The sequence below is a fragment of the Ruegeria sp. BA2 genome (assembly GCF_056539605.1).
On the sequence record NZ_JBQFVE010000004.1, the window covers coordinates 292,519 to 313,395 of the forward strand.

Annotated in this window: 22 protein-coding genes; 17 read left to right on the forward strand and 5 right to left on the reverse strand. The window is 56.6% G+C overall.

Annotated features, from left to right (window positions below; translation table 11 throughout):
- Positions 1-32 precede the first annotated feature (32 nt).
- From ACR0NN_RS11515 to ACR0NN_RS11565, 11 genes are all read left to right on the forward strand, one after another.
- Complete coding sequence (locus ACR0NN_RS11515) at positions 33-890, forward strand: HpcH/HpaI aldolase/citrate lyase family protein (protein ID WP_170722122.1); 858 nt, start codon at positions 33-35, stop codon at positions 888-890.
- 7 nt (positions 891-897) lie between these two features.
- Positions 898-1,452, forward strand: coding sequence for an NnrU family protein (locus tag ACR0NN_RS11520; RefSeq protein WP_170722120.1), 555 nt, complete (start codon positions 898-900; stop codon positions 1,450-1,452).
- A gap of 12 nt (positions 1,453-1,464) precedes the next feature.
- Entirely contained in the window at positions 1,465-1,671 is a 207-nt protein-coding gene (locus ACR0NN_RS11525; protein WP_170685297.1) for a DUF1737 domain-containing protein, read from the forward strand.
- Complete coding sequence (locus tag ACR0NN_RS11530; RefSeq protein WP_170722118.1) at positions 1,671-2,699, forward strand: MaoC family dehydratase; 1,029 nt, start codon at positions 1,671-1,673, stop codon at positions 2,697-2,699. Before ACR0NN_RS11525 ends, ACR0NN_RS11530 begins: the two co-directional genes overlap by 1 nt.
- Before the next feature lie 66 nt (positions 2,700-2,765).
- A complete protein-coding gene (locus ACR0NN_RS11535) occupies positions 2,766-3,440 on the forward strand; it encodes a DUF1194 domain-containing protein (RefSeq protein ID WP_170722116.1) in 675 nt (224 codons plus the stop codon).
- Between the two features lie 204 nt (positions 3,441-3,644).
- The gene (sdhC, locus tag ACR0NN_RS11540; RefSeq protein ID WP_170722934.1) at positions 3,645-4,028 is read left to right on the forward strand and encodes a succinate dehydrogenase, cytochrome b556 subunit; all 384 of its coding nucleotides are present in this window, start codon (positions 3,645-3,647) and stop codon (positions 4,026-4,028) included.
- A 13-nt stretch (positions 4,029-4,041) separates the two neighbouring features.
- The gene (locus tag ACR0NN_RS11545; RefSeq protein ID WP_170722114.1) at positions 4,042-4,425 is read left to right on the forward strand and encodes a succinate dehydrogenase, hydrophobic membrane anchor protein; all 384 of its coding nucleotides are present in this window, start codon (positions 4,042-4,044) and stop codon (positions 4,423-4,425) included.
- A 12-nt stretch (positions 4,426-4,437) separates the two neighbouring features.
- A complete protein-coding gene (gene sdhA, locus ACR0NN_RS11550; RefSeq protein WP_170722112.1) occupies positions 4,438-6,246 on the forward strand; it encodes a succinate dehydrogenase flavoprotein subunit in 1,809 nt (602 codons plus the stop codon).
- 12 nt (positions 6,247-6,258) lie between these two features.
- Positions 6,259-7,038 carry a succinate dehydrogenase iron-sulfur subunit gene (locus ACR0NN_RS11555; protein ID WP_170408332.1) on the forward strand — a complete coding sequence of 260 codons (780 nt, stop codon included), beginning with the start codon at positions 6,259-6,261 and terminating at the stop codon, positions 7,036-7,038.
- Between the two features lie 88 nt (positions 7,039-7,126).
- Positions 7,127-7,378, forward strand: coding sequence for a hypothetical protein (locus tag ACR0NN_RS11560; RefSeq protein WP_170722110.1), 252 nt, complete (start codon positions 7,127-7,129; stop codon positions 7,376-7,378).
- A gap of 572 nt (positions 7,379-7,950) precedes the next feature.
- Positions 7,951-8,814 (forward strand): DUF1989 domain-containing protein, encoded by an 864-nt coding sequence (locus tag ACR0NN_RS11565; protein ID WP_170722108.1) that lies wholly within the window; start codon positions 7,951-7,953, stop codon positions 8,812-8,814.
- Between the two features lie 13 nt (positions 8,815-8,827).
- Here the strand turns inward: ACR0NN_RS11565 and deoD are convergent, their stop codons facing one another.
- The 3 genes from deoD to ACR0NN_RS11580 all read right to left on the reverse strand — a co-directional run bounded on the left by deoD (position 8,828) and on the right by ACR0NN_RS11580 (position 11,948).
- Positions 8,828-9,538 (reverse strand): purine-nucleoside phosphorylase, encoded by a 711-nt coding sequence (gene deoD, locus ACR0NN_RS11570; RefSeq protein WP_170722106.1) that lies wholly within the window; start codon positions 9,536-9,538, stop codon positions 8,828-8,830.
- A gap of 17 nt (positions 9,539-9,555) precedes the next feature.
- Positions 9,556-9,867, reverse strand: coding sequence for an H-NS histone family protein (locus ACR0NN_RS11575; RefSeq protein ID WP_170722103.1), 312 nt, complete (start codon positions 9,865-9,867; stop codon positions 9,556-9,558).
- Between the two features lie 113 nt (positions 9,868-9,980).
- Positions 9,981-11,948 carry a protein meaA gene (locus ACR0NN_RS11580; protein WP_170722101.1) on the reverse strand — a complete coding sequence of 656 codons (1,968 nt, stop codon included), beginning with the start codon at positions 11,946-11,948 and terminating at the stop codon, positions 9,981-9,983.
- Positions 11,949-12,093: 145 nt separating this feature from the next.
- On the opposite strand from ACR0NN_RS11580, the gene ACR0NN_RS11585 reads away from it, so the two are divergent.
- The 6 genes from ACR0NN_RS11585 to ACR0NN_RS11610 all read left to right on the forward strand — a co-directional run bounded on the left by ACR0NN_RS11585 (position 12,094) and on the right by ACR0NN_RS11610 (position 19,001).
- Positions 12,094-13,476: a 1-acyl-sn-glycerol-3-phosphate acyltransferase gene (locus tag ACR0NN_RS11585; RefSeq protein ID WP_170722099.1), complete on the forward strand. Its 1,383-nt coding sequence runs from the start codon at positions 12,094-12,096 to the stop codon at positions 13,474-13,476.
- A 111-nt stretch (positions 13,477-13,587) separates the two neighbouring features.
- The gene (gene ccrA, locus ACR0NN_RS11590) at positions 13,588-14,874 is read left to right on the forward strand and encodes a crotonyl-CoA carboxylase/reductase (protein WP_170589705.1); all 1,287 of its coding nucleotides are present in this window, start codon (positions 13,588-13,590) and stop codon (positions 14,872-14,874) included.
- 367 nt (positions 14,875-15,241) lie between these two features.
- Entirely contained in the window at positions 15,242-15,961 is a 720-nt protein-coding gene (locus ACR0NN_RS11595; protein ID WP_170722097.1) for a helix-turn-helix transcriptional regulator, read from the forward strand.
- 83 nt (positions 15,962-16,044) lie between these two features.
- Positions 16,045-16,683: an acyl-homoserine-lactone synthase gene (locus ACR0NN_RS11600; protein WP_170722094.1), complete on the forward strand. Its 639-nt coding sequence runs from the start codon at positions 16,045-16,047 to the stop codon at positions 16,681-16,683.
- A 60-nt stretch (positions 16,684-16,743) separates the two neighbouring features.
- A complete protein-coding gene (locus ACR0NN_RS11605; protein ID WP_170722092.1) occupies positions 16,744-18,276 on the forward strand; it encodes an AAA family ATPase in 1,533 nt (510 codons plus the stop codon).
- Positions 18,273-19,001 carry an SDR family NAD(P)-dependent oxidoreductase gene (locus ACR0NN_RS11610; RefSeq protein WP_170722090.1) on the forward strand — a complete coding sequence of 243 codons (729 nt, stop codon included), beginning with the start codon at positions 18,273-18,275 and terminating at the stop codon, positions 18,999-19,001. The genes ACR0NN_RS11605 and ACR0NN_RS11610 overlap by 4 nt, the downstream gene beginning before the upstream one ends.
- Before the next feature lie 3 nt (positions 19,002-19,004).
- On the opposite strand, the gene ACR0NN_RS11615 is transcribed toward ACR0NN_RS11610, so the two are convergent.
- Positions 19,005-19,769 (reverse strand): TIGR02186 family protein, encoded by a 765-nt coding sequence (locus tag ACR0NN_RS11615; protein WP_170722088.1) that lies wholly within the window; start codon positions 19,767-19,769, stop codon positions 19,005-19,007.
- Position 19,770: 1 nt separating this feature from the next.
- Entirely contained in the window at positions 19,771-20,691 is a 921-nt protein-coding gene (locus ACR0NN_RS11620; protein WP_170685314.1) for a sulfite exporter TauE/SafE family protein, read from the reverse strand.
- Between the last annotated feature and the right edge of the window lie 186 nt (positions 20,692-20,877).

The following is a 20,877-nucleotide window of genomic DNA, read 5'->3' on the forward strand; positions in this document are numbered from 1 at the left end:
TCCGCGCAACATTATTTCAATGGGAGAGTCCTGTGGACCCGCGCCAACGCCCCTATCGCTCAGTTCTCTATATCCCCGGCTCACGCGAGCGGGCATTGGACAAGGCGCGCACGCTGCCGGTGGATGCGATCATTTTTGATCTCGAAGACGCGGTGTCAGCGGACGAAAAAGAGAATGCACGCGAAACGCTCAAGGCGGCTCTGGCCACCGGAGGTTATGGCGCGCGGGTCAAGATCGTGCGCATCAACGGGCTCGATACCGAATGGGGGCGTGCGGATGCCGAGGCCGTGCGTGAGATGGACGCCGACGCGGTGCTTCTGCCCAAGGTCACCTCGGCTGCTGATGTGGATGCGCTCTCCGCAATCACCGGCGATCTGCCGATCTGGGCTATGATGGAAACGCCGCGCGGTATGTTAAACGCAGCGGAAATCGCGGCCCATCCGCTGATGGCGGGCTTTGTCATGGGCACGAATGATCTGGCGAAAGAGCTTCAAACCCGCTTCCGCCCCGACCGCCTGCCGATGATGACCTCGCTCGGCCTGTGCCTGCTGGCGGCTAAATCCGAAGGGCTGCTCATCGTCGATGGCGTTTACAATGCGTTCAAGGACGCCGATGGCCTGCAGGCTGAATGTGCCCAAGGCCGCGACATGGGTTTTGACGGTAAAACGCTGATCCATCCCGCGCAGGTCGACATCGCGAATACGGCCTTTGCACCCTCGGAAGATGAGATTGAACTGGCCCGCCGTCAGATCGCCGCCTTTGAAGAGACCGAGGCCCAAGGACAGGGCGTTGCCGTTGTCGATGGCAAGATTGTTGAAAACCTACACGTTGTATCTGCCCGCGAAACTCTGGCAAAAGCAGAGGCGATAGTAGCTTTGCAAGCGGGGTAAGCCAGCGATGGGCTTTGTTCTTCTGATCCTTGGTGTGGCGCTGTGGTGGGCCGCACATCTGTTCAAGCGCGCGATGCCAGACCGCCGGGCCGCCATGGGCGATGCGGGCAAGGGCGTTGTGGCGCTTGCTTTGGTGGTCTCGATATTGCTGATGATTTTCGGCTATCGCATGACCGATTTCATCTATGTCTGGGCGCCGCCAACCTTCCTGATCCACGTCAACAACCTGTTGGTGTTGTTCGCGTTTTACTTTGCCAGCCCGGCCGGAACCAAAGGCCGACTGCTGAACAAGGTCCGCCATCCAATGCTGGGCGGATTTAAACTCTGGGCCTTCGCGCATTTGCTGGTGAACGGCGATCTGGCCTCGATCGTGCTGTTTGGTGGACTGCTGGCCTGGGCAATTGTCGAAGTGATCGTGATCAACAAGTCCGAACCTGAATGGACACCGGGCGAACCCGGCACCTATGGCAAGGACGCGATGTTCTTTGTGGGCTCCATCGTGCTGTTGGGCGTTGTGGGCTATATTCACGGGCTGGTCGGCCCATCTCCGTTCGGTGGTTAAGGGGCTTTTTCAATGGCAAAAATTTATCGTCTGCTGACCGAAGAAGACACCTCGGCCTTCTGCCACAAGGTCTCGGACGCTTTGGCGAAAGGGTGGGACCTATATGGTGATCCCTCCTATGCCTTTGACGCGGCCAACAACGTGATGCGCTGTGCGCAGGCTGTGACCAAAGAGGTCGACGCCGACTATTCCCCCGACATGAAACTGGGACAGCAATAATGGCAAAAACCAATCCGGGTAATTTCTTCGAGGATTATTCTATCGGGCAGGTCCTGCATCACGCCGTGCCGCGCACGGTGACGGATGGCGAGCGCGCACTTTATCACGCGCTCTATCCCGCGCGGCACGCACTCTATTCCTCGGATGAGTTCGCCCGGAATTGTGGCCTGCCGCAAAGTCCGATTGACGATCTGGCGGCCTTCCATGTGGTGTTCGGTAAAACGGTTCCCGATATCTCGCTGAATGCAGTCGCCAATCTGGGTTATGCCGAAGGGCGCTGGCTGCAACCGGTCTACCCCGGTGATACGCTGCGCGCTGAATCTGAGGTGATCGGCCTCAAGCAGAACTCGAACTGCAAAACCGGTGTCGTCTGGGTCCGCACCCGCGGGATGAACCAGCGCGACGAAGTGGTGATCGAGTATGTTCGCTGGGTCATGGTGCGCAAATCCGACCTCGACGCGCCCGCGCCTGAAACGGTGGTGCCCGAGTTGAAGAAAGCTCTGGACGCCAGCGATCTTGTGGTGCCGCAGGGCCTCGATTTCTCAAGATATGATTTTGTACAATCCGGTGAAAACCACCGCTGGGATGCGTACAACACGGAAGAAACGATTGATCACGTCGATGGCGTGACCGTTGAAGAGGCCGAGCACATGCTCGCCACCCGCCTCTGGCAAAACACCGCCAAAGTGCATTTCGACCTGACGGTCCGCCCCGACGGTCGGCTGATCTATGGCGGCCACGTCATCTCAGTGGCGCGTGCTTTGTCGTTTAATGGCTTGGCGAATGCGCAGATGATCGTTGGTCTGAACGCAGGCGCCCATGCCAACCCCTGTTTCGCGGGCGACACGATCAAGGCCTGGTCCGAGGTTCTGGACAAGGCCGAAACCGGAACCCCCGGAATCGGCGCCATCCGCCTACGCCTTGTTGCGACCAAAGGCGGCGAGCCCTTCGCTCTGCGTAATGACGCAGGCAAATATCTTCCTAACGTGCTGTTAGATTTGGATTATTGGGCACTGATGCCGATGTGAGTTTCGCCATCCGGCGGCTAACATTGAAGTGATCGCGCTCTGCGAAAACCATGCTACGCTTGGTGCATGATGATGTTGCGTGCGATCGTCGCCAGCTTGTGTCTGGCCCCTCAGGCTTATGCCTGTGATTTGGCTCTGGCCTTGGCTGTTGACGTTTCGGGCTCGGTCGATTCCCAGGAATACCGTATCCAAATGGACGGCCTTGCCGCAGGGTTGCGCGATCCGATTGTGTCCGAGGCCTTGGTGCGCGGGCAAGCCCGACTGATGTTGGTACAATGGACAGGCAGCTCACGCCAACGGATCACAATCCCCTGGACCCGGATCGACAGCTTTCCCACATTGGACAATTTTGCCGAACAGGTCGCAGCCGATCCTCGTGTCTGGCGAAACTTCTCAACTGCAATTGGTGAGGCGCTCGATATGACCGTTGCTAGCTTTGGCGAAGTGTCTGAATGTAAAAGACATCTGATTGATCTTTCGGGTGATGGAATCTCGAATGAAGGTATTGAGCCGTCGACGATCCATACCAAACTGCGTGATCGTGGGATCACCGTGAATGCGATCGCAATTGAAGAAAGCGAACCTGATCTTACAGCCTATTTCTTTGAGAATGTTATCGTGGGGGAAGGGGCCTTTGTCGTCTCTGCAGCAGGATTTGACGACTACCCGGAACGTATTCGCAAGAAGCTGTTGCGCGAGGTGACGCAGCAGACTGCTGGGTTAACGGCGGCGCAACCATAGATTCGTGATCACATTGCTTTTCCATTGAAAACGCTAACATTGGAGGTGTCGAATGTATTTTGTGATCACGAGATTATTTTGCGTGATCACAAATGCGTCTTATCGTCAATTTTGCGGCAAAATTACTGGATTTTGCACCTGCAGCGCGTGACAGAGTCGCAAAAAACAGTAAAACGTTCGGTAGCCAACCGAAAAGGAGCCAACATGGCCGATGTAAATCGAGGCAACCGCCCGCTCTCACCTCATTTGACGATTTATCGTCCGCAGATGACCTCCATCTCTTCGATTATGGTGCGCATCACGGGTCTTGCGTCTTTTGGCTTGGCTTTGTTGGTCGTTTGGTGGCTGCTTGCAGCGGCCACATCGCAAAGCGCCTTTGAACAAATCAATGGATTGATGACCAGTTTCTTGGGTGATCTGGTCATGTTCTGCGCGGCGTGGGCTATTTTCTATCACATGTTGGGCCGTTTGCGGCACGTCATCTGGGATCTGGGATATTGCGTGGAGGTTGAAGTGTCCGAGAAGATGGGCATTGGCATGTTCGTGTTGGCTACGGTGCTGGCCCTGATCACCGCCGTGGCGCTTTGAGAGGAGGTTGGCTATGCAGTTTCTGACAGACCGTAAACGCGCGCAGGGCATGGGAGCTGGACGCGCAGGAACGCATCACCACTGGCAAATGATGCTCAGCTCGGCGGCGCTGGTCATCCTTGTTCCGCTGTTTGTATTTACCTTCGGGCGCGCCCTGGGTGGAACCTATGAAGAGGCTTTGGCCTATTACAGCCGCCCGTTCCCGGCGATTGTCATGGGTCTGACACTTGTCGTCGTCGTCCCGCACCTGTTGCGTGAAGCGCAGGAAGCGATTGAGGACTATGTGCATGGCGTTGCCGAAAAGCTGGCGCTGATGGTCGCACGGGCCTTTGCATACACATTGATTGCTGCGGGTCTTTTTGCGCTCGCGCGTCTGGCCCTCGGATATGCGCAGTAAGGAACAAGAACGATGACAGCAGCATATGAATACGAAACCCACGAATATGACGTGGTTGTTGTTGGGGCCGGCGGCGCGGGTCTGCGGGCCACATTGGGTATGGCGGAACAGGGACTGCGCACGGCCTGTGTGACCAAGGTTTTCCCGACCCGTTCGCATACGGTGGCGGCACAGGGCGGTATCGCCGCGTCCTTGTCTAACATGGGGCCGGACCATTGGCAGTGGCATATGTATGACACCGTAAAAGGCTCTGACTGGCTGGGTGACACCGATGCGATGGAATACTTGGCGCGCGAAGCGCCCAAAGCCGTTTATGAGCTGGAACACTACGGCGTACCATTCAGCCGGACCGAGGAAGGCAAGATCTATCAGCGTCCGTTCGGCGGCCACACGACCGAGTTTGGTGAAGGTCCCGCCGTGCAGCGCACCTGTGCAGCTGCCGACCGGACCGGCCACGCGATCCTGCACACCCTCTATGGTCAGTCGCTGAAGAACAATGCCGAGTTCTACATCGAATATTTCGCCATCGATCTGGTCATGTCCGACGACGGGCAATGTCAGGGTGTTGTCTGCTGGAAGTTGGACGATGGCACGATGCATGTCTTCAACGCCAAGATGGTTGTTCTGGCAACCGGCGGCTATGGCCGCGCCTATTTCAGCGCGACCTCTGCCCATACCTGCACCGGTGATGGCGGTGGTATGGTGGCCCGTGCGGGTCTTGCGCTGCAGGATATGGAGTTCGTTCAGTTCCACCCAACCGGCATCTACGGATCAGGCTGCCTGATTACCGAAGGTGCGCGTGGTGAGGGCGGGTATCTGACCAACTCGGAGGGCGAACGGTTCATGGAGCGTTACGCACCCCAGTATAAGGACCTTGCGCCGCGCGATTATGTCAGCCGTTCGATGACCATGGAAATCCGCGAAGGCCGTGGTCATGGCGACAATGGCGATCATATTCACCTGAACCTCAGTCACCTGCCGGCCGAGGCTCTGGCGGAACGTTTGCCGGGGATCTCGGAATCGGCACGTGTGTTTGCGGGAGTCGATGTGACCAAGGAGCCGATCCCGGTTCTACCAACGGTGCACTACAACATGGGCGGTATCCCGACCAACTATTGGGGAGAGGTTTTGAACCCGACTGCCGACAACCCAACGGCCGTGGTTCCGGGGCTGATGGCCGTCGGAGAGGCCGGCTGCGCCTCGGTTCATGGGGCCAATCGTCTGGGATCGAACTCGCTAATTGACCTTGTGGTCTTTGGCCGCGCGGCGGCGATCCGGGCGGGTAAGGTTGTGGATGCCGAAGCGCCGAACCCGGTTCTGAACCAGGCATCGGTCGACAAGGCATTTGACCGCTTCGATGCTGTGCGCAACGCAAGTGGCTTGATCCCGACCGCCGATCTGCGGCTTGAGATGCAGCGCACCATGCAGGAAGACGCGGCCGTGTTCCGCACCGCCAAGACAATGGCGGAAGGCGTCGAGAAAATGACAGCGATTGCAGCCAAGATGGACGATCTGAAGGTCTCGGACCGTTCGCTTGTCTGGAACAGCGACCTGATGGAATCGCTGGAGCTGACGAACCTGATGCCAAGCGCGCTGGCCACCATTGTAGGGGCCGAGGCCCGCAAGGAATCCCGCGGCGCCCACGCGCACGAGGATTTCACCGAGCGTGACGACGAAAACTGGCGCGTTCACACCGTCAGCCGCGTCGAAGGCAACAAGGTTGAGCTTAGCTATCGCCCGGTCATCGTCGATCCGCTGACAAACGAAGACGAAGGCGGCATCAGTCTGAAACGAATCGCGCCCAAAGCGCGGACGTTCTAAGGAGAGGAACTTATGGTACAACTGACCCTCCCCAAGAATTCGCGCATCACGACGGGCAAGACTTGGCCCAAGCCCGATGGCGCGACCAATGTGCGCAAGTTTCAGATTTATCGCTGGAATCCCGATGATGGCCAGAACCCACGCGTTGACACCTATTTCGTCGACATGGATACCTGCGGTCCCATGGTTCTGGACGCGCTGATCAAGATCAAGAACGAGATTGATCCGACCCTGACCTTCCGCCGGTCGTGCCGCGAAGGCATCTGCGGATCCTGCGCAATGAATATCGACGGGATCAACACGCTGGCCTGTATATACGGCATGGATGAGATCAAGGGCGACGTGAAGATCTACCCATTGCCGCATATGCCGGTGGTCAAGGACCTGATCCCGGACCTGACGCATTTCTACGCGCAGCACGCCTCGATCATGCCGTGGCTGGAAACCAAGACCAACCGTCCAGCGAAAGAGTGGAAGCAGTCCATCGAAGACCGCAAAAAGCTGGATGGTCTGTATGAATGCGTGATGTGTGCCAGCTGCTCGACCTCGTGCCCCAGCTACTGGTGGAACGGCGACCGCTACCTTGGCCCCGCCGCGCTGCTGCACGCGTATCGCTGGATCATCGACAGCCGGGATGAGGCCACAGGCGAGCGTCTGGATGAGCTTGAAGACCCCTTCAAGCTGTATCGCTGCCATACCATCATGAACTGCGCCAAGACCTGTCCCAAAGGTTTGAACCCGGCCAAAGCGATCGCCGAGATCAAGAAGATGATGGTCGATCGTGCAGTTTGAACACAGTCGATCGTAAGAATGAAACCCGGGATGGAAACGTCTCGGGTTTTTTCGTGTTATGAGGGCATTGATATATCGGAGAACATCAGTGACCTCAGCACTTTACAAAACCTTGGCCATCGTTTCGATTGCCGCGCTCTCAGCATGTGGCGGATCATCGAGCAGTCGAGCAAATCTTGTGTTCAAGCAGGTGGAATGCGCAGAGCAGGCAGGCATTTCCGGTTCTTTTACCACGCAATATGAGCTTCGGAATGGCAAGCAAACCGAAGTGTTTGTTCCCGGAAACGGCGTGAGCGAAGCTCAGGCTGCCAAGGCGAACGCCTGTATGACTGCCGCCTAGTCCATAAGTCTCTTAAGGCCGGCACAGGTAATTGTCGGCCTCACATGCTCCATGTGCATAGCGATACTGAAAAAAGACTTGGTGAAGTTAGGTACACGCTCGCCTAGTTCTTGATCGGGGGGGAGAGCACAAAAATCGAGGGTACTCCGATGAGCACGCAAAACCACAAGATTGACGCTGCCAAAGCGATGGAATTGTTGGAACAGGCATAGGCCTACTAAACGCCCGAGCCGGTCGTTCCAGCCAAAAACGAAACTCCTGAACTCTTTGAATACTCCAACGCTGCCTGATCTGCTGGGCTTGAAAAACGCGACACAATCGGCGAAGCAGTTGCATGCCTATTTTGCTGCTTCTGCTTGCCGCCGGTGTGTTTGCCTATTTCTTTTGGCGATCCCGCACGTCTTCACTGACGCGCGACTGCAGATGGCGGCAACACCGAAGTGAGGGCCAGTGGCGTTGCGCCTATTGTGGCGCGGTCTCAAAGTCTGATGCCGAACCCACCCAATGCCTGAAAGGGCAATAAGGACGGTTTGGGGTTTTACGTCCGGACGAACTGAGCCACTCTCCGCCCCATGACAGAATCTCGGAACACGCCCCGCCCACCCGCCGATGCAGATACACGCCGCGCTGTAGCTCCAGTTATCTGCTACCCAAATGACGGGCTGCCACAACCCGACCTCGGGCTGTATCAAGCTGCGCGTGATACAGCGCACAAAACGGGTGAGGTGTTGGTGCCACCGCGAGATGCACGTTGCTTTGAAGTGCCTGCGGGGCATTTCTTTCGGATTACCTCGGTCGAGGGCCCGCAGGTCGGTGACCTGAACCTTTGGAGCCTCAACGATCTGTCTGAGAGGTTTTACTCCGGGAAGACGCGCGCGTTGCACGGTACCCACATCACCACGGGTGAGCGCATGTGGTCGAGTTTCCCGCATATGCGCCCCATGGCGACGATCATCGCAGATACGTTGGGATGGTACGGGATTGATGAGTTCGGAGGGTCTGTGCACGATGTGATCGGGACCCGGTGCGATCCCTATACCGGTAATCTGCTAGCTGGGTCCCAGTACCATTACTGTTGCCATTCGAACCTGACGCGCGCGTTGGCGGATCACTTGGGCATTTCCTTGGCCGAGGCGGAGCCTGCCGTACATGATGTATTGAACGTGTTCATGTGCACCGGTTTCACGCGTGATACTGGGCAGTATTTCATGAAAGCTTCACCCGTCCGTCCGGGGGATTACCTTGAGTTCTTTGCCGAGATTGATCTGCTTGGAAATCTCAGCGCGTGCCCCGGCGGTGATTGTTCGTCCGAACACTCATCAGATACCGCGGCGTGTCATCCCTTGCTGGTCGAAACATTTGCCCCAGCTGACGGTGCATTGACCGGGTGGAGCAGCCCCGTGCGCAACGGATATGACCGCACGCACGGGCGCTAAGGTTTCTTGTGGCTCAGCTGTCGGGGAAGGCGGCTTGCAAGGCGATTTCGACCATGTCACCAAAGCTGCTCTCTCGGTCCGAGGAGGGCAGGGCCTCGCCAGTCAGCAGATGGTCGGAAACAGTGAGGACCGCTAGAGCCCGACATTTATGACGCGCCGCAAGGATGTAAAGCTCTGCCGCTTCCATCTCGACGCCCAGAATCCCGTGCCGAACCATTTGTTCGTTCAGGTCCGGGCGTTCGTCATAGAAGATATCGGAGGAGTAGATGCCACCTACATGTGTCGGCGTGCCTTTTGCGTTCGCGGCCTGCGCGGCAGCTTGCAACAGGCCCCAATCGGCACAGGGTGCAAAGTTCAGCTCCTTCATGATCCCGCGCGAAGGGGTGCTGAGCGTTGTCGAGGTCATTGCCAGAATGACGTCGCGCACATTCACGCTGTCCTGCATCCCGCCACAAGACCCGATCCGGATCAGGGTTTTAGCGCCGTAATCACGGATCAGTTCGTTCACGTAGATCGACAGGGACGGCATTCCCATGCCGCTGCCTTGAATCGTGACCCGGTTGCCTTTCCAGGTGCCGGTGAACCCCAGCATTCCGCGCACCTCGTTGACCAGGTGGACATCGTCTAGAAACGTTTCGGCCGCCCATTTGGCGCGATAAGGGTCGCCGGGCAAAAGAACGGTTTCTGCGATCTGGTCTTTTTCAGCTCCGATATGAATCGTCATTTGGGAGACACCTTCGCCTAGATTTCGAGATCGGAAATATCGATTCCGGTTTTGATTGCATCATGAACCCATTGCGGTTTGCGGCCCCGTCCGGTCCAGGTTTGATCGGGATTGTTAGGGTTTCGGTATTTCGGCTTGGCCGTTTTTACCGATTTGGCACCATCCCCTGACAATTCGGACAGCGAAAACCCGAACTCGGCTGCTGCCGTTTCTGCGGCTTTCAAAGCCTCCTTACGCTCACGCGCTTCAGCGGTTTTTAGCGCTTTTTCGATCCGATCGCGCAATTCGCGCAATTCTTTACGCGACATTTTTTCCAGATCGATTGCCATTTTATTCTCCATTCCAGCGAATCCCCAGCTTATTGACGGGGAAATTGAATTAGTCTGGCTTTAATTATTCCCATTTTAGGGGAAATAAAATTGGAGATTTCAGGAATTCCTTTTTATTCGGCTGCGATTTCCTTGGGGTCAACCAAAGTGACGATATCTCCCATGATCGCATTTAGTTCAAAATTCTTGGGTGTGTAGATTTTTGAAACTCCCATGGAGCGCAAATGCTCGGCGTCTTCATCGGGGATGATGCCGCCTACGATAACTGGGATATCACTTAGCCCTGCTGCTTTCAGCCGCGTCATCACGTCCTTCACCAAAGGCAGGTGGCTGCCAGACAGAATAGACAAGCCGATCACATGCGCTTTGTCTTCTTGTGCCGCGGTTACGATTTCTTCGGGCGTCAGGCGGATACCTTCATAGCTGATATCCATACCACAGTCTCGCGCGCGAAAGGCGATCTGTTCGGCCCCGTTTGAGTGTCCGTCCAGACCGGGTTTGCCAACAAGAAACTTCAGCCTGCGCCCCAGTCGATCGCTGACTGCGTCTACGGCTGCGCGCAGGTCCTCCAGCCCTTCGGTTTTGTTCGATACTGACCCCGATACGCCGGTTGGTCCACGATAGGTACCGTATGCTTTGCGCATTTCTTCAGCCCATTCACCGGTTGTCACACCAGCCTTAGCCGCAGCGATGGAAGGTGCCATCACGTTGGCGCCAGATTTCGCTGCTTCGCGCAGGGCTTGTAACGCCGCAGCCACGGCAGCGTCATCCCGGTCCGCACGCCAATCGTTCAAGCGCCCGATTTGTTCCTGCTCGACCGCCGGGTCGACCACCATGATGCCACCATCTTCGGACTGCAGAGGCGATGTTTCGCCCTCTGTCCATTTGTTCACGCCGACGACAACAGTTTCGTTGCGCTCAATCCGGTTCAGGCGCTCGGCATTTGATTCGACCAACCGGGATTTCATATATTCGATCGAGGCGACCGCGCCGCCCATCGACTCAAGGTTGGCAAGCTCGGCCCGTGCCCCATTCTTGAGCTCTTCGACCTTGGCATCGACAACCGGATTGCCGTCAAACAGATCGCCATATTCCAGCAAGTCAGTTTCATAGGCGAGGATTTGTTGCATTCGCATCGACCATTGCTGATCCCAAGGGCGGGGCAGGCCAAGCGCTTCGTTCCACGCAGGCAACTGGACGGCGCGTGCACGGGCGCGTTTCGACAATGTAACTGCCAGCATTTCGATCAAAATGCGATAGACGTTGTTTTCTGGCTGCTGTTCGGTCAGTCCCAGCGAGTTCACTTGAACGCCGTAGCGGAATCGGCGGAACTTGGGGTCTTCTACGCCATAGCGCTCGTGCAGGATCTCATCCCAAAGATCGACGAATGCGCGCATTTTGCACATTTCGGTAACAAAGCGAATGCCTGCATTCACAAAGAATGAAATCCGACCGCACAATGCGGGAAAGTCTTCGGCCGGAACGCGGGGGCGCAATTCATCCAGCACGGCAATGGCAGTTGCCAGTGCATAGGCCAGCTCTTGCTCGGGTGTCGCTCCGGCCTCTTGCAAATGATAGGAACACACGTTCATCGGGTTCCATTTGGGCACGTTGTCATAGCAATACTCGGCCACATCCGCGATCATCTTCAGCGAAGGCTTGGGCGGGCACACATAAGTGCCGCGGCTGAGGTATTCTTTGATCAGGTCGTTCTGAACGGTGCCCTGTAGTTTCGAGACATCCGCGCCCTGTTCCTCGGCCACCGCGATATACAACGCCAACAACCATGGAGCCGTGGCATTGATCGTCATTGAGGTGTTCATCTGCTCAAGCGGGATTTGATCGAACAGAACCCGCATATCCCCCAGATGGCAGATGGGAACACCAACTTTGCCAACCTCACCACGCGCCAAGGTGTGATCACTGTCATATCCGGTTTGGGTCGGCAGATCGAACGCGACAGACAGGCCCGTCTGCCCTTTTGCCAGGTTCGCACGATAAAGCGCGTTTGACGCCTTGGCCGTCGAGTGACCGGCATAGGTACGGATGAGCCAGGGGCGATCTTTCTGCAACTGCGTCATGGGTCATGCCTCGCGGATCTTTGAGCAATAAAATTACTTTCCTTGACGGTAAATAGTAATTTTAAACCCATGTCAATTCGCTGCATCGCGGCATCACTGGTTTCTGCAGATTGTGGGTGGCCTCGATTGATGGCACTGTGCCCAAATGATGCAGACTGTGGAAATTCCGCTTTGGCTGTTTGTGCTGATCGTGCTGTTTGCCGCGGTCACATTTGCCTCGCATTTTTTGTTCCCTTCGGTGCGTTGGTTTTTCCGCCGCCGTCTTGAACGGGCTGTCGCGCGGTTGAACAAGCGCCTGCAACGCCCAATCCAGCCATTCAAGCTGGCTGGGCGGCATGACATGATCCAGCGGCTCATCTATGACCCGCAGGTCAGCCGTGCGGTGCAGCAGCATGCCAAGAAGGAGGGCGTTCCGGACGCAGTGGCATCGGAACAGGCCCGTCGCTATGCGCGCGAGATCGCACCGTCCTTCTCGACAGTAGCGTATTTCAGTATCGCGATCCGATTTGCGCGTATGCTGAGCAATGCGTTCTACAAAGTTCAACTGGGATATGAAGACAAGGCCGCGCTGGACAATATCGATCCGGACGCTACGGTGGTTTACGTCATGAACCACCGTAGCAACATGGATTACGTGCTGGTCACATATCTGGCCGCGGATCATTCTACTCTGTCCTATGCCGTCGGCGAATGGGCGCGTGTCTGGCCGTTAAGCCGATTAATTCGCGCGATGGGCGCCTACTTTATCCGCCGCAAGTCAGGCAGCGATTTGTATCGCCAGGTGCTTGCAAGCTATGTGCGCCACGCGACCGAAGCGGGCGTGACACAGGCGATGTTCCCCGAAGGCGGGCTGAGCCTGACTGGCAAGCTGGGCCGCCCCAAGCTAGGTTTGCTGAAATACATCCTTGATGGTGCCGAGCCGGAGGGTCGGGATGTTGTATTTGTTCCTGTGGCCCTGAACTACGATCGGGTGCTTGAAGATACTGTTCTAACGGCAGCTGCGAAAGACAGCGAGCGCCGTTTCCGTGCACGGATCGGAGTGATTACCCGTTGGACGCTCAAACAGATCTGGCGCAGGCTTGTTGGACGCTACAAGAGGTTTGGTATTGCCTCGGTACGATATGCGACCCCGATATCACTTAAGGAATTCCGGGCCTCGCATGAACGGGACCTCACGACTGACCTAGCGCGTGAGTTGATGCGCAGGATCGGTGCCGCCATCCCCTTTGTTCCGGTTCCTGCAGCGTGTCGGCTGATACAGGAAGAGGGCCAGATGTCGGAGCATGAGGTGAAGGAGCGGCTATTGGCTCTGGGCGGTGAGGCCGTTGCCGAGGATGGCGGCAAGGCGATTGACGATGCGATCAATCAACTGGTCGAGCGCCGGATATTGCAACGTGAGAACGGGGTTCTAAGCCCGTCGGGTCAGCGGTCTGAGTTGCTTACCTATTATGCCGCCGCATCGGAGCCTACCGTTCAGGGCAGTAATGATGCGAGTGCAGAAAGTATTTCTGCGACTGCTGGGTCATAAAATTACAAAATAGACGCCAAAACGGTTGCAATATTACCAAGAGGATAATATTCCGTCTTTGGAAGCCCGCGATTCTGCGGCGCGGCAACATTTGAAAACAAGGAGGCCAGCATGGCTTTGGATGTCGATAGCGGTATCGCGTCGTATGAGGCGCCGGAGAAGGACCTCTATGAAATGGGTGAAATCCCTCCGATGGGGTATGTTCCCAAGCAGATGTATGCCTGGGCCATTCGGAAAGAGCGTCATGGCGAACCCGACACCGCGATGCAGCTTGAGGTCGTCGATGTCCCAAAGCTGGACAGCCACGAAGTTCTGGTCCTCGTTATGGCGGCAGGTGTGAACTACAATGGCGTCTGGGCGTCACTTGGCAAACCAATCAGCCCGTTTGATGGCCACGGCCAACCGTTCCATATCGCGGGATCGGATGCTTCAGGCATCGTTTGGGCCGTCGGTGACAAGGTTAAGCGCTGGAAAGTCGGCGATGAGGTTGTGATCCACTGCAATCAAGACGATGGCGACGATGAGCACTGCAATGGCGGCGATCCGATGTATTCGCCCAGCCAGCGCATCTGGGGCTATGAGACACCGGACGGCTCGTTCGCGCAGTTCACCAATGTACAAGCTCAGCAATTGATGCCACGCCCCAAGCACCTGACCTGGGAAGAAAGTGCCTGCTATACCCTGACGCTTGCGACCGCCTATCGGATGCTGTTCGGGCACGAGCCGCATGATCTGAAACCCGGCCAAAACGTTCTGGTCTGGGGGGCCTCGGGTGGCTTGGGCTCATACGCCATCCAGTTGATCAATACGGCTGGTGCAAATGCGATTGGTGTGATCTCGGACGAAAGCAAACGTGACTTCGTTATGGATCTGGGTGCCAAAGGTGTCATTAACCGCAAGGATTTCAATTGCTGGGGCCAGTTGCCCACTGTGAACACGCCGGAATATGCCGAATGGTTCAAAGAGGCCCGCAAGTTTGGCAAGGCCATCTGGGATATCACCGGCAAAGGTGTGAACGTCGATATGGTGTTTGAGCATCCCGGCGAAAGCACGTTCCCGGTTTCGACCTTTGTTGTGAAAAAGGGCGGAATGGTTGTGATTTGCGCAGGTACCACCGGTTACAACCTGACCTTTGATGTGCGTTACATGTGGATGCACCAGAAACGTCTGCAAGGTTCGCATTTTGCGCATCTCAAACAGGCCTCGGCTGCGAACCAGTTGATGGTTGAGCGACGTCTGGACCCTTGCATGTCCGAAGTCTTCACCTGGCAGGATCTGCCCGAGGCGCACATGAAGATGATGCGCAATGAGCACAAGCCAGGCAACATGTCTGTGCTGGTGCAGGCCCCGCATACGGGCATGCGGACACTTGAGGAAGTATTAGCGGCCCGCGACTAACGGTCTCAGGCAATCAGCAGCTACAACACCCGTAGGGCACGCATCCGCCTTGCGGGTGTTTGCTATTTCGGTCAGTGGTTCTGCATTTTCAACAACTTACGAAATATCTCCCCGCTATTTTTGGGGAGTAGAAAGCAGCGAGTAGGCCGAATTAGTCTGCACATGTTATGGTTGTGTTAACCCTTCGTTAACTATTTCGGGGACACCCTGATGGCGCAAAATGAGTGGATTTTGGACGTTCTGTCGGACCTCAACGCCTTTGCGATAGCGAATGGTTTGAGCGCGCTTGCCGAGCAGCTTGACGACACAAGACTGATCGCCGCGGCCGAGATTGCGTCCTTGAAGGATGAGGCTTGCGCGCCTGCGAATGGGAACAAAGTTCGATTTGAGCCAGATCCTCGAGGATTTGGAAAACACCAGCACGCTTGAAGAACTGACCGATGTAACGGTCCAGTTACGAGAACCACTGCAAATTGATCACATGACCTATCACTGGGTTGACGGCGCCGGGGATCAATACGGGTTTACGACCTATTCAGACGCCTGGGATGAGCGCTATCGAGACAAAAATTACCATCGTATCGATCCGGTTATTCTGGGATGTTTCCAGCGTTTTCACGCAGTGGACTGGAAGCAGTTAAACTGGTCCGGCAAAGCAGTGCGGGCTTTCTTGCAAGACGCACAAGTGCATGGAGTCGGAAATCAGGGATATTCGATCCCGCTGCGGGGACCCAGCGGGCAGTTCGCACTGTTTACTGTTAACAACACCTGTGATGACGCCGCGTGGCAGGCATTCATACAGTCTTATGGCCGCGATCTGATCCTTGTGGCACATTTTCTCAATCGCAAAGCGTTGGAGTTTGCCAAAAACCGGCAGCCGGAAACCACGCGCGGTCTCTCGCCCCGCGAAATTGATGCGATGACGTTGCTGGCGTTGGGCTATAGCCGGGCGCAGGTGGCCCATTCGCTCTCGATTTCCGAACATACGCTGAGGGCTTATATCGAAAGCGCGCGCTCAAAACTCGGAGCGCAAAATACGACTCATGCAATCGCCACCGCACTAAGTAGAGGATTAATAGTCGTTTAACGACCGTACGGTGGTCTCATCTTAAATTAACCACGTGTTCGTACCCCCTTTGTTCCAACTGTGGACGACAAGGGGAATACGTCATGTTGCGTTATTTGTATGCGGATGAGCTGCATAAATTTCCGGATTTGGCCAAGGGGATGTTCAGGGACCGTGCGGATCAGTTCAAAACCCGCCTTGGCTGGGACGTTAAGGTTAATGACAAGGGGGAAGAGCGGGACCAGTATGATGATCTCAACCCGCTCTATGTGATTTGGGAAGAGGCGGATGGCAGCCACGGCGGGTCGATGCGTATTTTGCCAACAACCGGGCCGGTTATGGTTAATGATGTGTTCGGGCATCTCACTGGCGGCAGTCCCATCAACAGCCCGCTGATCTGGGAGGTCACCCGCTTTTGTCTTTCGCGCAACGCGAGCGCTCATACCGCTGGGGCCATCATGCTCAGCGGTGGTGAAGTGATGGAGGGCTTTGGTCTTACTCATATCGCGGGCGTTTTTGATGCGCGCATGATCCGGATTTATCGACTGATTGGTTCTTCGCCCGCCGTGCTGGGCACCGAAGGGGCGGGCCGCGATCAGATTTCGGTTGGTCTGTGGCCTTATTCGGCGGAAGATTGCAACCGGGTCGCTGCCCGCGCAGGTATCCCGCGAGAGTTGTCGCGGCTGTGGTTCAGAACGGCTTTTGGTAACAGCGTGCAGCATCGGTTTGCGCTGTCTGCCTGAATGTGCGGAAATCGTATTCCGCATCTGGTGGGGGGCGGCGCGTCCCTGTAGGGTCGCGCCATGTCCTTGCCCCAAGTCACCTTTTCTGAAGATCAGGCCGCCGCCTTCGACAATATTGCCGAGATGTTGCGCGCGGCTGGTGTTGACCTTGAAGACGATGCGCTGCTGAAATTGCCCGGCAATGGCAAGTCCGGCGTCATGGCCGTTGTTGGCAAGGCTGGATCAGGTAAAACCCTATTGCTGGCAGAGCTTTACAAGGCCTTGGCCGAGTCTGGGGTCAACTTGATCTCGGGCGATTTCGAAAGCCGCAAATCCCGCGACAAGCGCAGCCTCGCGATCCTTGCACCAACCAACAAGGCCGCAAGTGTGCTGCGGCTGCGTGGGGTACCTGCGACGACGATCCACCGCATCCTTTACACGCCCGTCTACGACCCGGAATATGAGCGCATTGCCGAGTGGTTGGCGGGCAATGATGAGCGTCCCGAGATCGAAGGGTTGACGGATGAGGCGCTGGATCGGGCAGCAGCATTTTATGCCAACAACAAATCCATCCCCGGTGCACTGGCCGCTGCCGGTTTGCGCGGGTCCGACTTTATAACCGGCTGGAAACGCAGGGATGAGCCGCTGGACATTGGTTTTGTGGACGAAGCCTCGATGCTGGATGATCGGCAGTTCGAGGATTTGAAAGAAATCTTTCCGACGCTTCTACTGTTCGGTGACCCGGCGCAGCTGGCACCTGTCAATCAGTCGGGTTCGATGGTGTTTGACGCTTTGCCTGAACCGCGCAAGCAGATCCTGCATCGGGTGCATAGGCAGACGGCAGACAACCCTATCCTTGATCTGGCCCACGCTCTGTCCGATCCCGCCATGGGCTTTGAGGATTTCGAGCGATTGGTCGAAGACACTGCCCGCAAGGATGATCGTGTTGTGTGGGGCCAGCGGGTCGAGGTTGATCTGATGGCGCGCAGCCCCGTTCTGGTTTGGCGAAATGCAACCCGTATCCGTTTGATTCAGGCGTTTCGCACCGTCCATGGGGCACCGGAGACCGAGTTGCTGGAAGGAGAGCCGCTGATTTGCGACGGTATTGAACTGCCGCTGAAGCATCGGAAGAAACGGTTGGATCTTGAGGCACGCGGACTGATCAAGGGGGCTCAGGTTATTTATCTCGGCCCCGGCCGTAAGCCGGGGTTCTCGCGCCTGCATGTGATGGGGGCTGAAGACCCACAGGTTTCGGCGGCGTCGATCGTGCAGATCGAGAAGCCCGATGAAGAAGAGCCGTTTATTCCCTATGCCGCACGTATGGGCGCCACCTTTCTGCACGGCGCGGCGGTGACGATCCACAAGGCACAAGGCTCACAATGGGACACGGTGCAAGTCTTTGCACCCGACATCTATGCCGCGGCCCGTATGGGGCGCACCGAGGCGGGGCAACCCTTGTGGAAGCGTCTGGCTTATGTGGCCATCACGCGCGCGCAAGAGAGGCTGATCTGGGTGGTGCGGAACCGGTTGTCAAAACCAACCCATCCGTTGCGCGTGGATGATTTGCGGGCGATTGCTGCACCATCACTGACATTGGAGGCGGAAGAGACATGAAGACCATCATTGTAACCGGTGCCAGTTCGGGGATAGGCCGGGCGACAGCGGAGTTGTTTCTTGAAAAGGGTTGGACCGTCGGTTTACTTGCGCGCAGCGCTGATGCGCTGGACGCGATGGCCGACACGTTCGAAAGAGCCATACCGCTGGTCGCGGACGTCACAGATCCCGTCGCTGTTACGCGGGCTTTCCGGACCTTCTCGAATCGCACGGACCGGTTGGATGTCTTGTTTAACAATGCAGGTATATTTGCTCCCGGAGGCACGATTGACGAGATCGCGCTGGAGGATTGGTACAACTCGGTAAACGTTAACCTGAATGGTATGTTCCTGTGTGCACGCGCGGCATTTGCGGCGATGCGGGCACAATCACCGCAAGGCGGTCGGATTATCAATAACGGCTCAATTGCAGCCCATGTGCCGCGCCCCAATTCGGTGCACTATTCGGCGACGAAACACGCGATCACCGGACTGACGCGCAGCTTGTCACTGGACGGGCGTGAGCTCAGCATCGCCTGTGGGCAAATCGATATCGGCAATGCGCGGACACAAATGGTTCAGGATCTGGTCGACAAGGCGATTGCGGATGGGCAGACCCCTGATCCGACCATGGATGTTGGCGATGCCGCCCGATCGGTTCTGCACATGGCCGAATTGCCGCCTGAAGCGAATGTTCAGTTCATGACGGTTATGGCCACGACCATGCCCTATATCGGACGCGGCTAAAGATCAGTTTTCCCGCAACATGCGGAACGCTGTTGAGGCACCCCAACCAGCCGCAATCGCGATGGCCAGCGACATGAGGCCGTACCAGATCGGTTGCTCGCGGGACATGTTGTAGAGGAACCTCTCAAGCCCAACTTTGCGCACATCGATGGTTGTTTCAAAGGTCGACACAACCTCACCACCCCGCGTCAGAAATATGCGGGCTGCATAGTCCCCTTCGGTAAGGTCGGCGGGCATCTCGATTGACGTGCGAAACAGGGTTTGCTCGTCCACCGCAACCGTATTTTCCCGGATCGAATAAAGCCCGTCATCTTCACGAATGCGGATGACGGCTTCGGAAAAATCTTGAGCACCCTGAATGTTCATATCGGCGCCGACCGAACGGATGGCGCGTTCGATCGAGACTTTGTACCGCAGGTCTTCGGTATGGGTTAGAACTTCCTCAAACGGGGCGCTGGTGGCGACGGCGTAAAAGCTTGGCGCCAGATCAACGACAAGGCTATCGGTGTTCACCCAGATGCCAAACCGCTTTTCCTTGCGCCGCACGGTGACAGGCTCTGATGGTCCAACAATGGATACGATGACCTCAAGCGGTGGCCCCGATGGCACAGGTGCTTCACGTTTTACGGCGCCAAACACCAAGATTTCAGAGCCGTCGAAATTGGCGGTGATCGAAACGCGATCCTGGCTGAGGCCGAGCACAACCTGTTCTTCGGCTGCATGCACAGGCAGGCAAATCAGGCACATAAGGGCGATCAGGCGCAACATCTCAGTGCCCTCCCGCAGCGCCGAGCGAGTACAGCTCAGAAGGCTGCAACAACAGATCAAGCGCAAGCTTGCCACAAACGGCAAGCACTAAGGCTGCCAGCAGGACGCGCAGTTGTTCAGCAGGCATCCGCGCGCCTATTACTGTTCCGATCTGGGCACCTACAACACCGCCAACCAGCAACAGAACCGCCAGCACAACGTCCACGGTATAGTTGGTTGTTGCGTGCAGCATGGTGGTGAAGGCTGTCACAAAGATGATCTGAAACAGCGAGGTTCCAACAACTACTTTAGTCGGCATGCCCAGAAGATAGATCATCGCAGGCACCATGATGAACCCGCCGCCGACACCCATGATTGCTGACAAGATGCCGACGAAGAGGCCGACAATCACCGGCGGGATAACCGAGATATATAGTCCGGAGGTCCGGAAACGCATCTTGAACGGCATGGCGTGGACCCATCCACGCTGACGTCGTTTCGGAGCTTGCGCCCCGCCCTTGCGAGATTTGCGGAGCGCATTGAGGCTTTCGATAAACATCAAGCTGCCAATGACGCCCAGGAAGACGACGTAACACAGCGTGACCAGCAGATCGACCTGCCCGAGACTTTTGAGATAGTTGAAAATGACGACACCCAGTGCCGCCCCTACCAATCCTCCGATCAGCAGGACCGTGCCCATTTTCAGGTCCACCGTTCGACGCCTGAAATGCGCCAGCACCCCTGAAAATGATGAGGCGACGATCTGGTTTGCCTCGGTAGCAACGGCAACAGCGGGTGGAATGCCGATAAAGAACAGCAGCGGGGTCATCAGGAACCCGCCGCCCACACCGAACATCCCCGAAAGGATGCCCACCATTCCGCCCAAACCCAGCAACAGAAAGGCGTTTACAGAAACTTCGGCAATCGGGAGGTAAATCTGCATGGCTTCTTCTAGACAGGACAGGCCGTGCCACGTGACGTGACAAAGCCGTTAGTAACGTAACTCTCAATAGACGAAGCGCGCGCGCCAGGTGGGGCCATCCGTGTGTTTCCGTGGCTCAACCTGAAATTAGTCGAGAGCATGGCTGCGGAACTCGTGCGGGACACGTCCATACCCCCTTAGAGCGGT

Coding starts and splice junctions, on each gene's coding strand:
- ACR0NN_RS11580 (WP_170722101.1), bottom strand. CDS start 11,948: ATGACGCAGTTGCAGAAAGATCGCCCCTGGCTCATCCGTACCTATGCC.
- sdhC (WP_170722934.1), top strand. CDS start 3,645: ATGGCCGATGTAAATCGAGGCAACCGCCCGCTCTCACCTCATTTGACG.
- ACR0NN_RS11585 (WP_170722099.1), top strand. CDS start 12,094: ATGATGCAGACTGTGGAAATTCCGCTTTGGCTGTTTGTGCTGATCGTG.
- ACR0NN_RS11525 (WP_170685297.1), top strand. CDS start 1,465: ATGGCAAAAATTTATCGTCTGCTGACCGAAGAAGACACCTCGGCCTTC.
- ACR0NN_RS11520 (WP_170722120.1), top strand. CDS start 898: ATGGGCTTTGTTCTTCTGATCCTTGGTGTGGCGCTGTGGTGGGCCGCA.
- deoD (WP_170722106.1), bottom strand. CDS start 9,538: ATGACGATTCATATCGGAGCTGAAAAAGACCAGATCGCAGAAACCGTT.
- ACR0NN_RS11615 (WP_170722088.1), bottom strand. CDS start 19,769: ATGTTGCGCCTGATCGCCCTTATGTGCCTGATTTGCCTGCCTGTGCAT.
- ACR0NN_RS11605 (WP_170722092.1), top strand. CDS start 16,744: ATGTCCTTGCCCCAAGTCACCTTTTCTGAAGATCAGGCCGCCGCCTTC.
- ccrA (WP_170589705.1), top strand. CDS start 13,588: ATGGCTTTGGATGTCGATAGCGGTATCGCGTCGTATGAGGCGCCGGAG.
- ACR0NN_RS11530 (WP_170722118.1), top strand. CDS start 1,671: ATGGCAAAAACCAATCCGGGTAATTTCTTCGAGGATTATTCTATCGGG.
- ACR0NN_RS11600 (WP_170722094.1), top strand. CDS start 16,045: ATGTTGCGTTATTTGTATGCGGATGAGCTGCATAAATTTCCGGATTTG.
- ACR0NN_RS11610 (WP_170722090.1), top strand. CDS start 18,273: ATGAAGACCATCATTGTAACCGGTGCCAGTTCGGGGATAGGCCGGGCG.
- ACR0NN_RS11565 (WP_170722108.1), top strand. CDS start 7,951: ATGACAGAATCTCGGAACACGCCCCGCCCACCCGCCGATGCAGATACA.
- ACR0NN_RS11595 (WP_170722097.1), top strand. CDS start 15,242: ATGGGAACAAAGTTCGATTTGAGCCAGATCCTCGAGGATTTGGAAAAC.
- ACR0NN_RS11620 (WP_170685314.1), bottom strand. CDS start 20,691: ATGCAGATTTACCTCCCGATTGCCGAAGTTTCTGTAAACGCCTTTCTG.
- ACR0NN_RS11555 (WP_170408332.1), top strand. CDS start 6,259: ATGGTACAACTGACCCTCCCCAAGAATTCGCGCATCACGACGGGCAAG.
- ACR0NN_RS11535 (WP_170722116.1), top strand. CDS start 2,766: ATGATGATGTTGCGTGCGATCGTCGCCAGCTTGTGTCTGGCCCCTCAG.
- ACR0NN_RS11575 (WP_170722103.1), bottom strand. CDS start 9,867: ATGGCAATCGATCTGGAAAAAATGTCGCGTAAAGAATTGCGCGAATTG.
- sdhA (WP_170722112.1), top strand. CDS start 4,438: ATGACAGCAGCATATGAATACGAAACCCACGAATATGACGTGGTTGTT.
- ACR0NN_RS11545 (WP_170722114.1), top strand. CDS start 4,042: ATGCAGTTTCTGACAGACCGTAAACGCGCGCAGGGCATGGGAGCTGGA.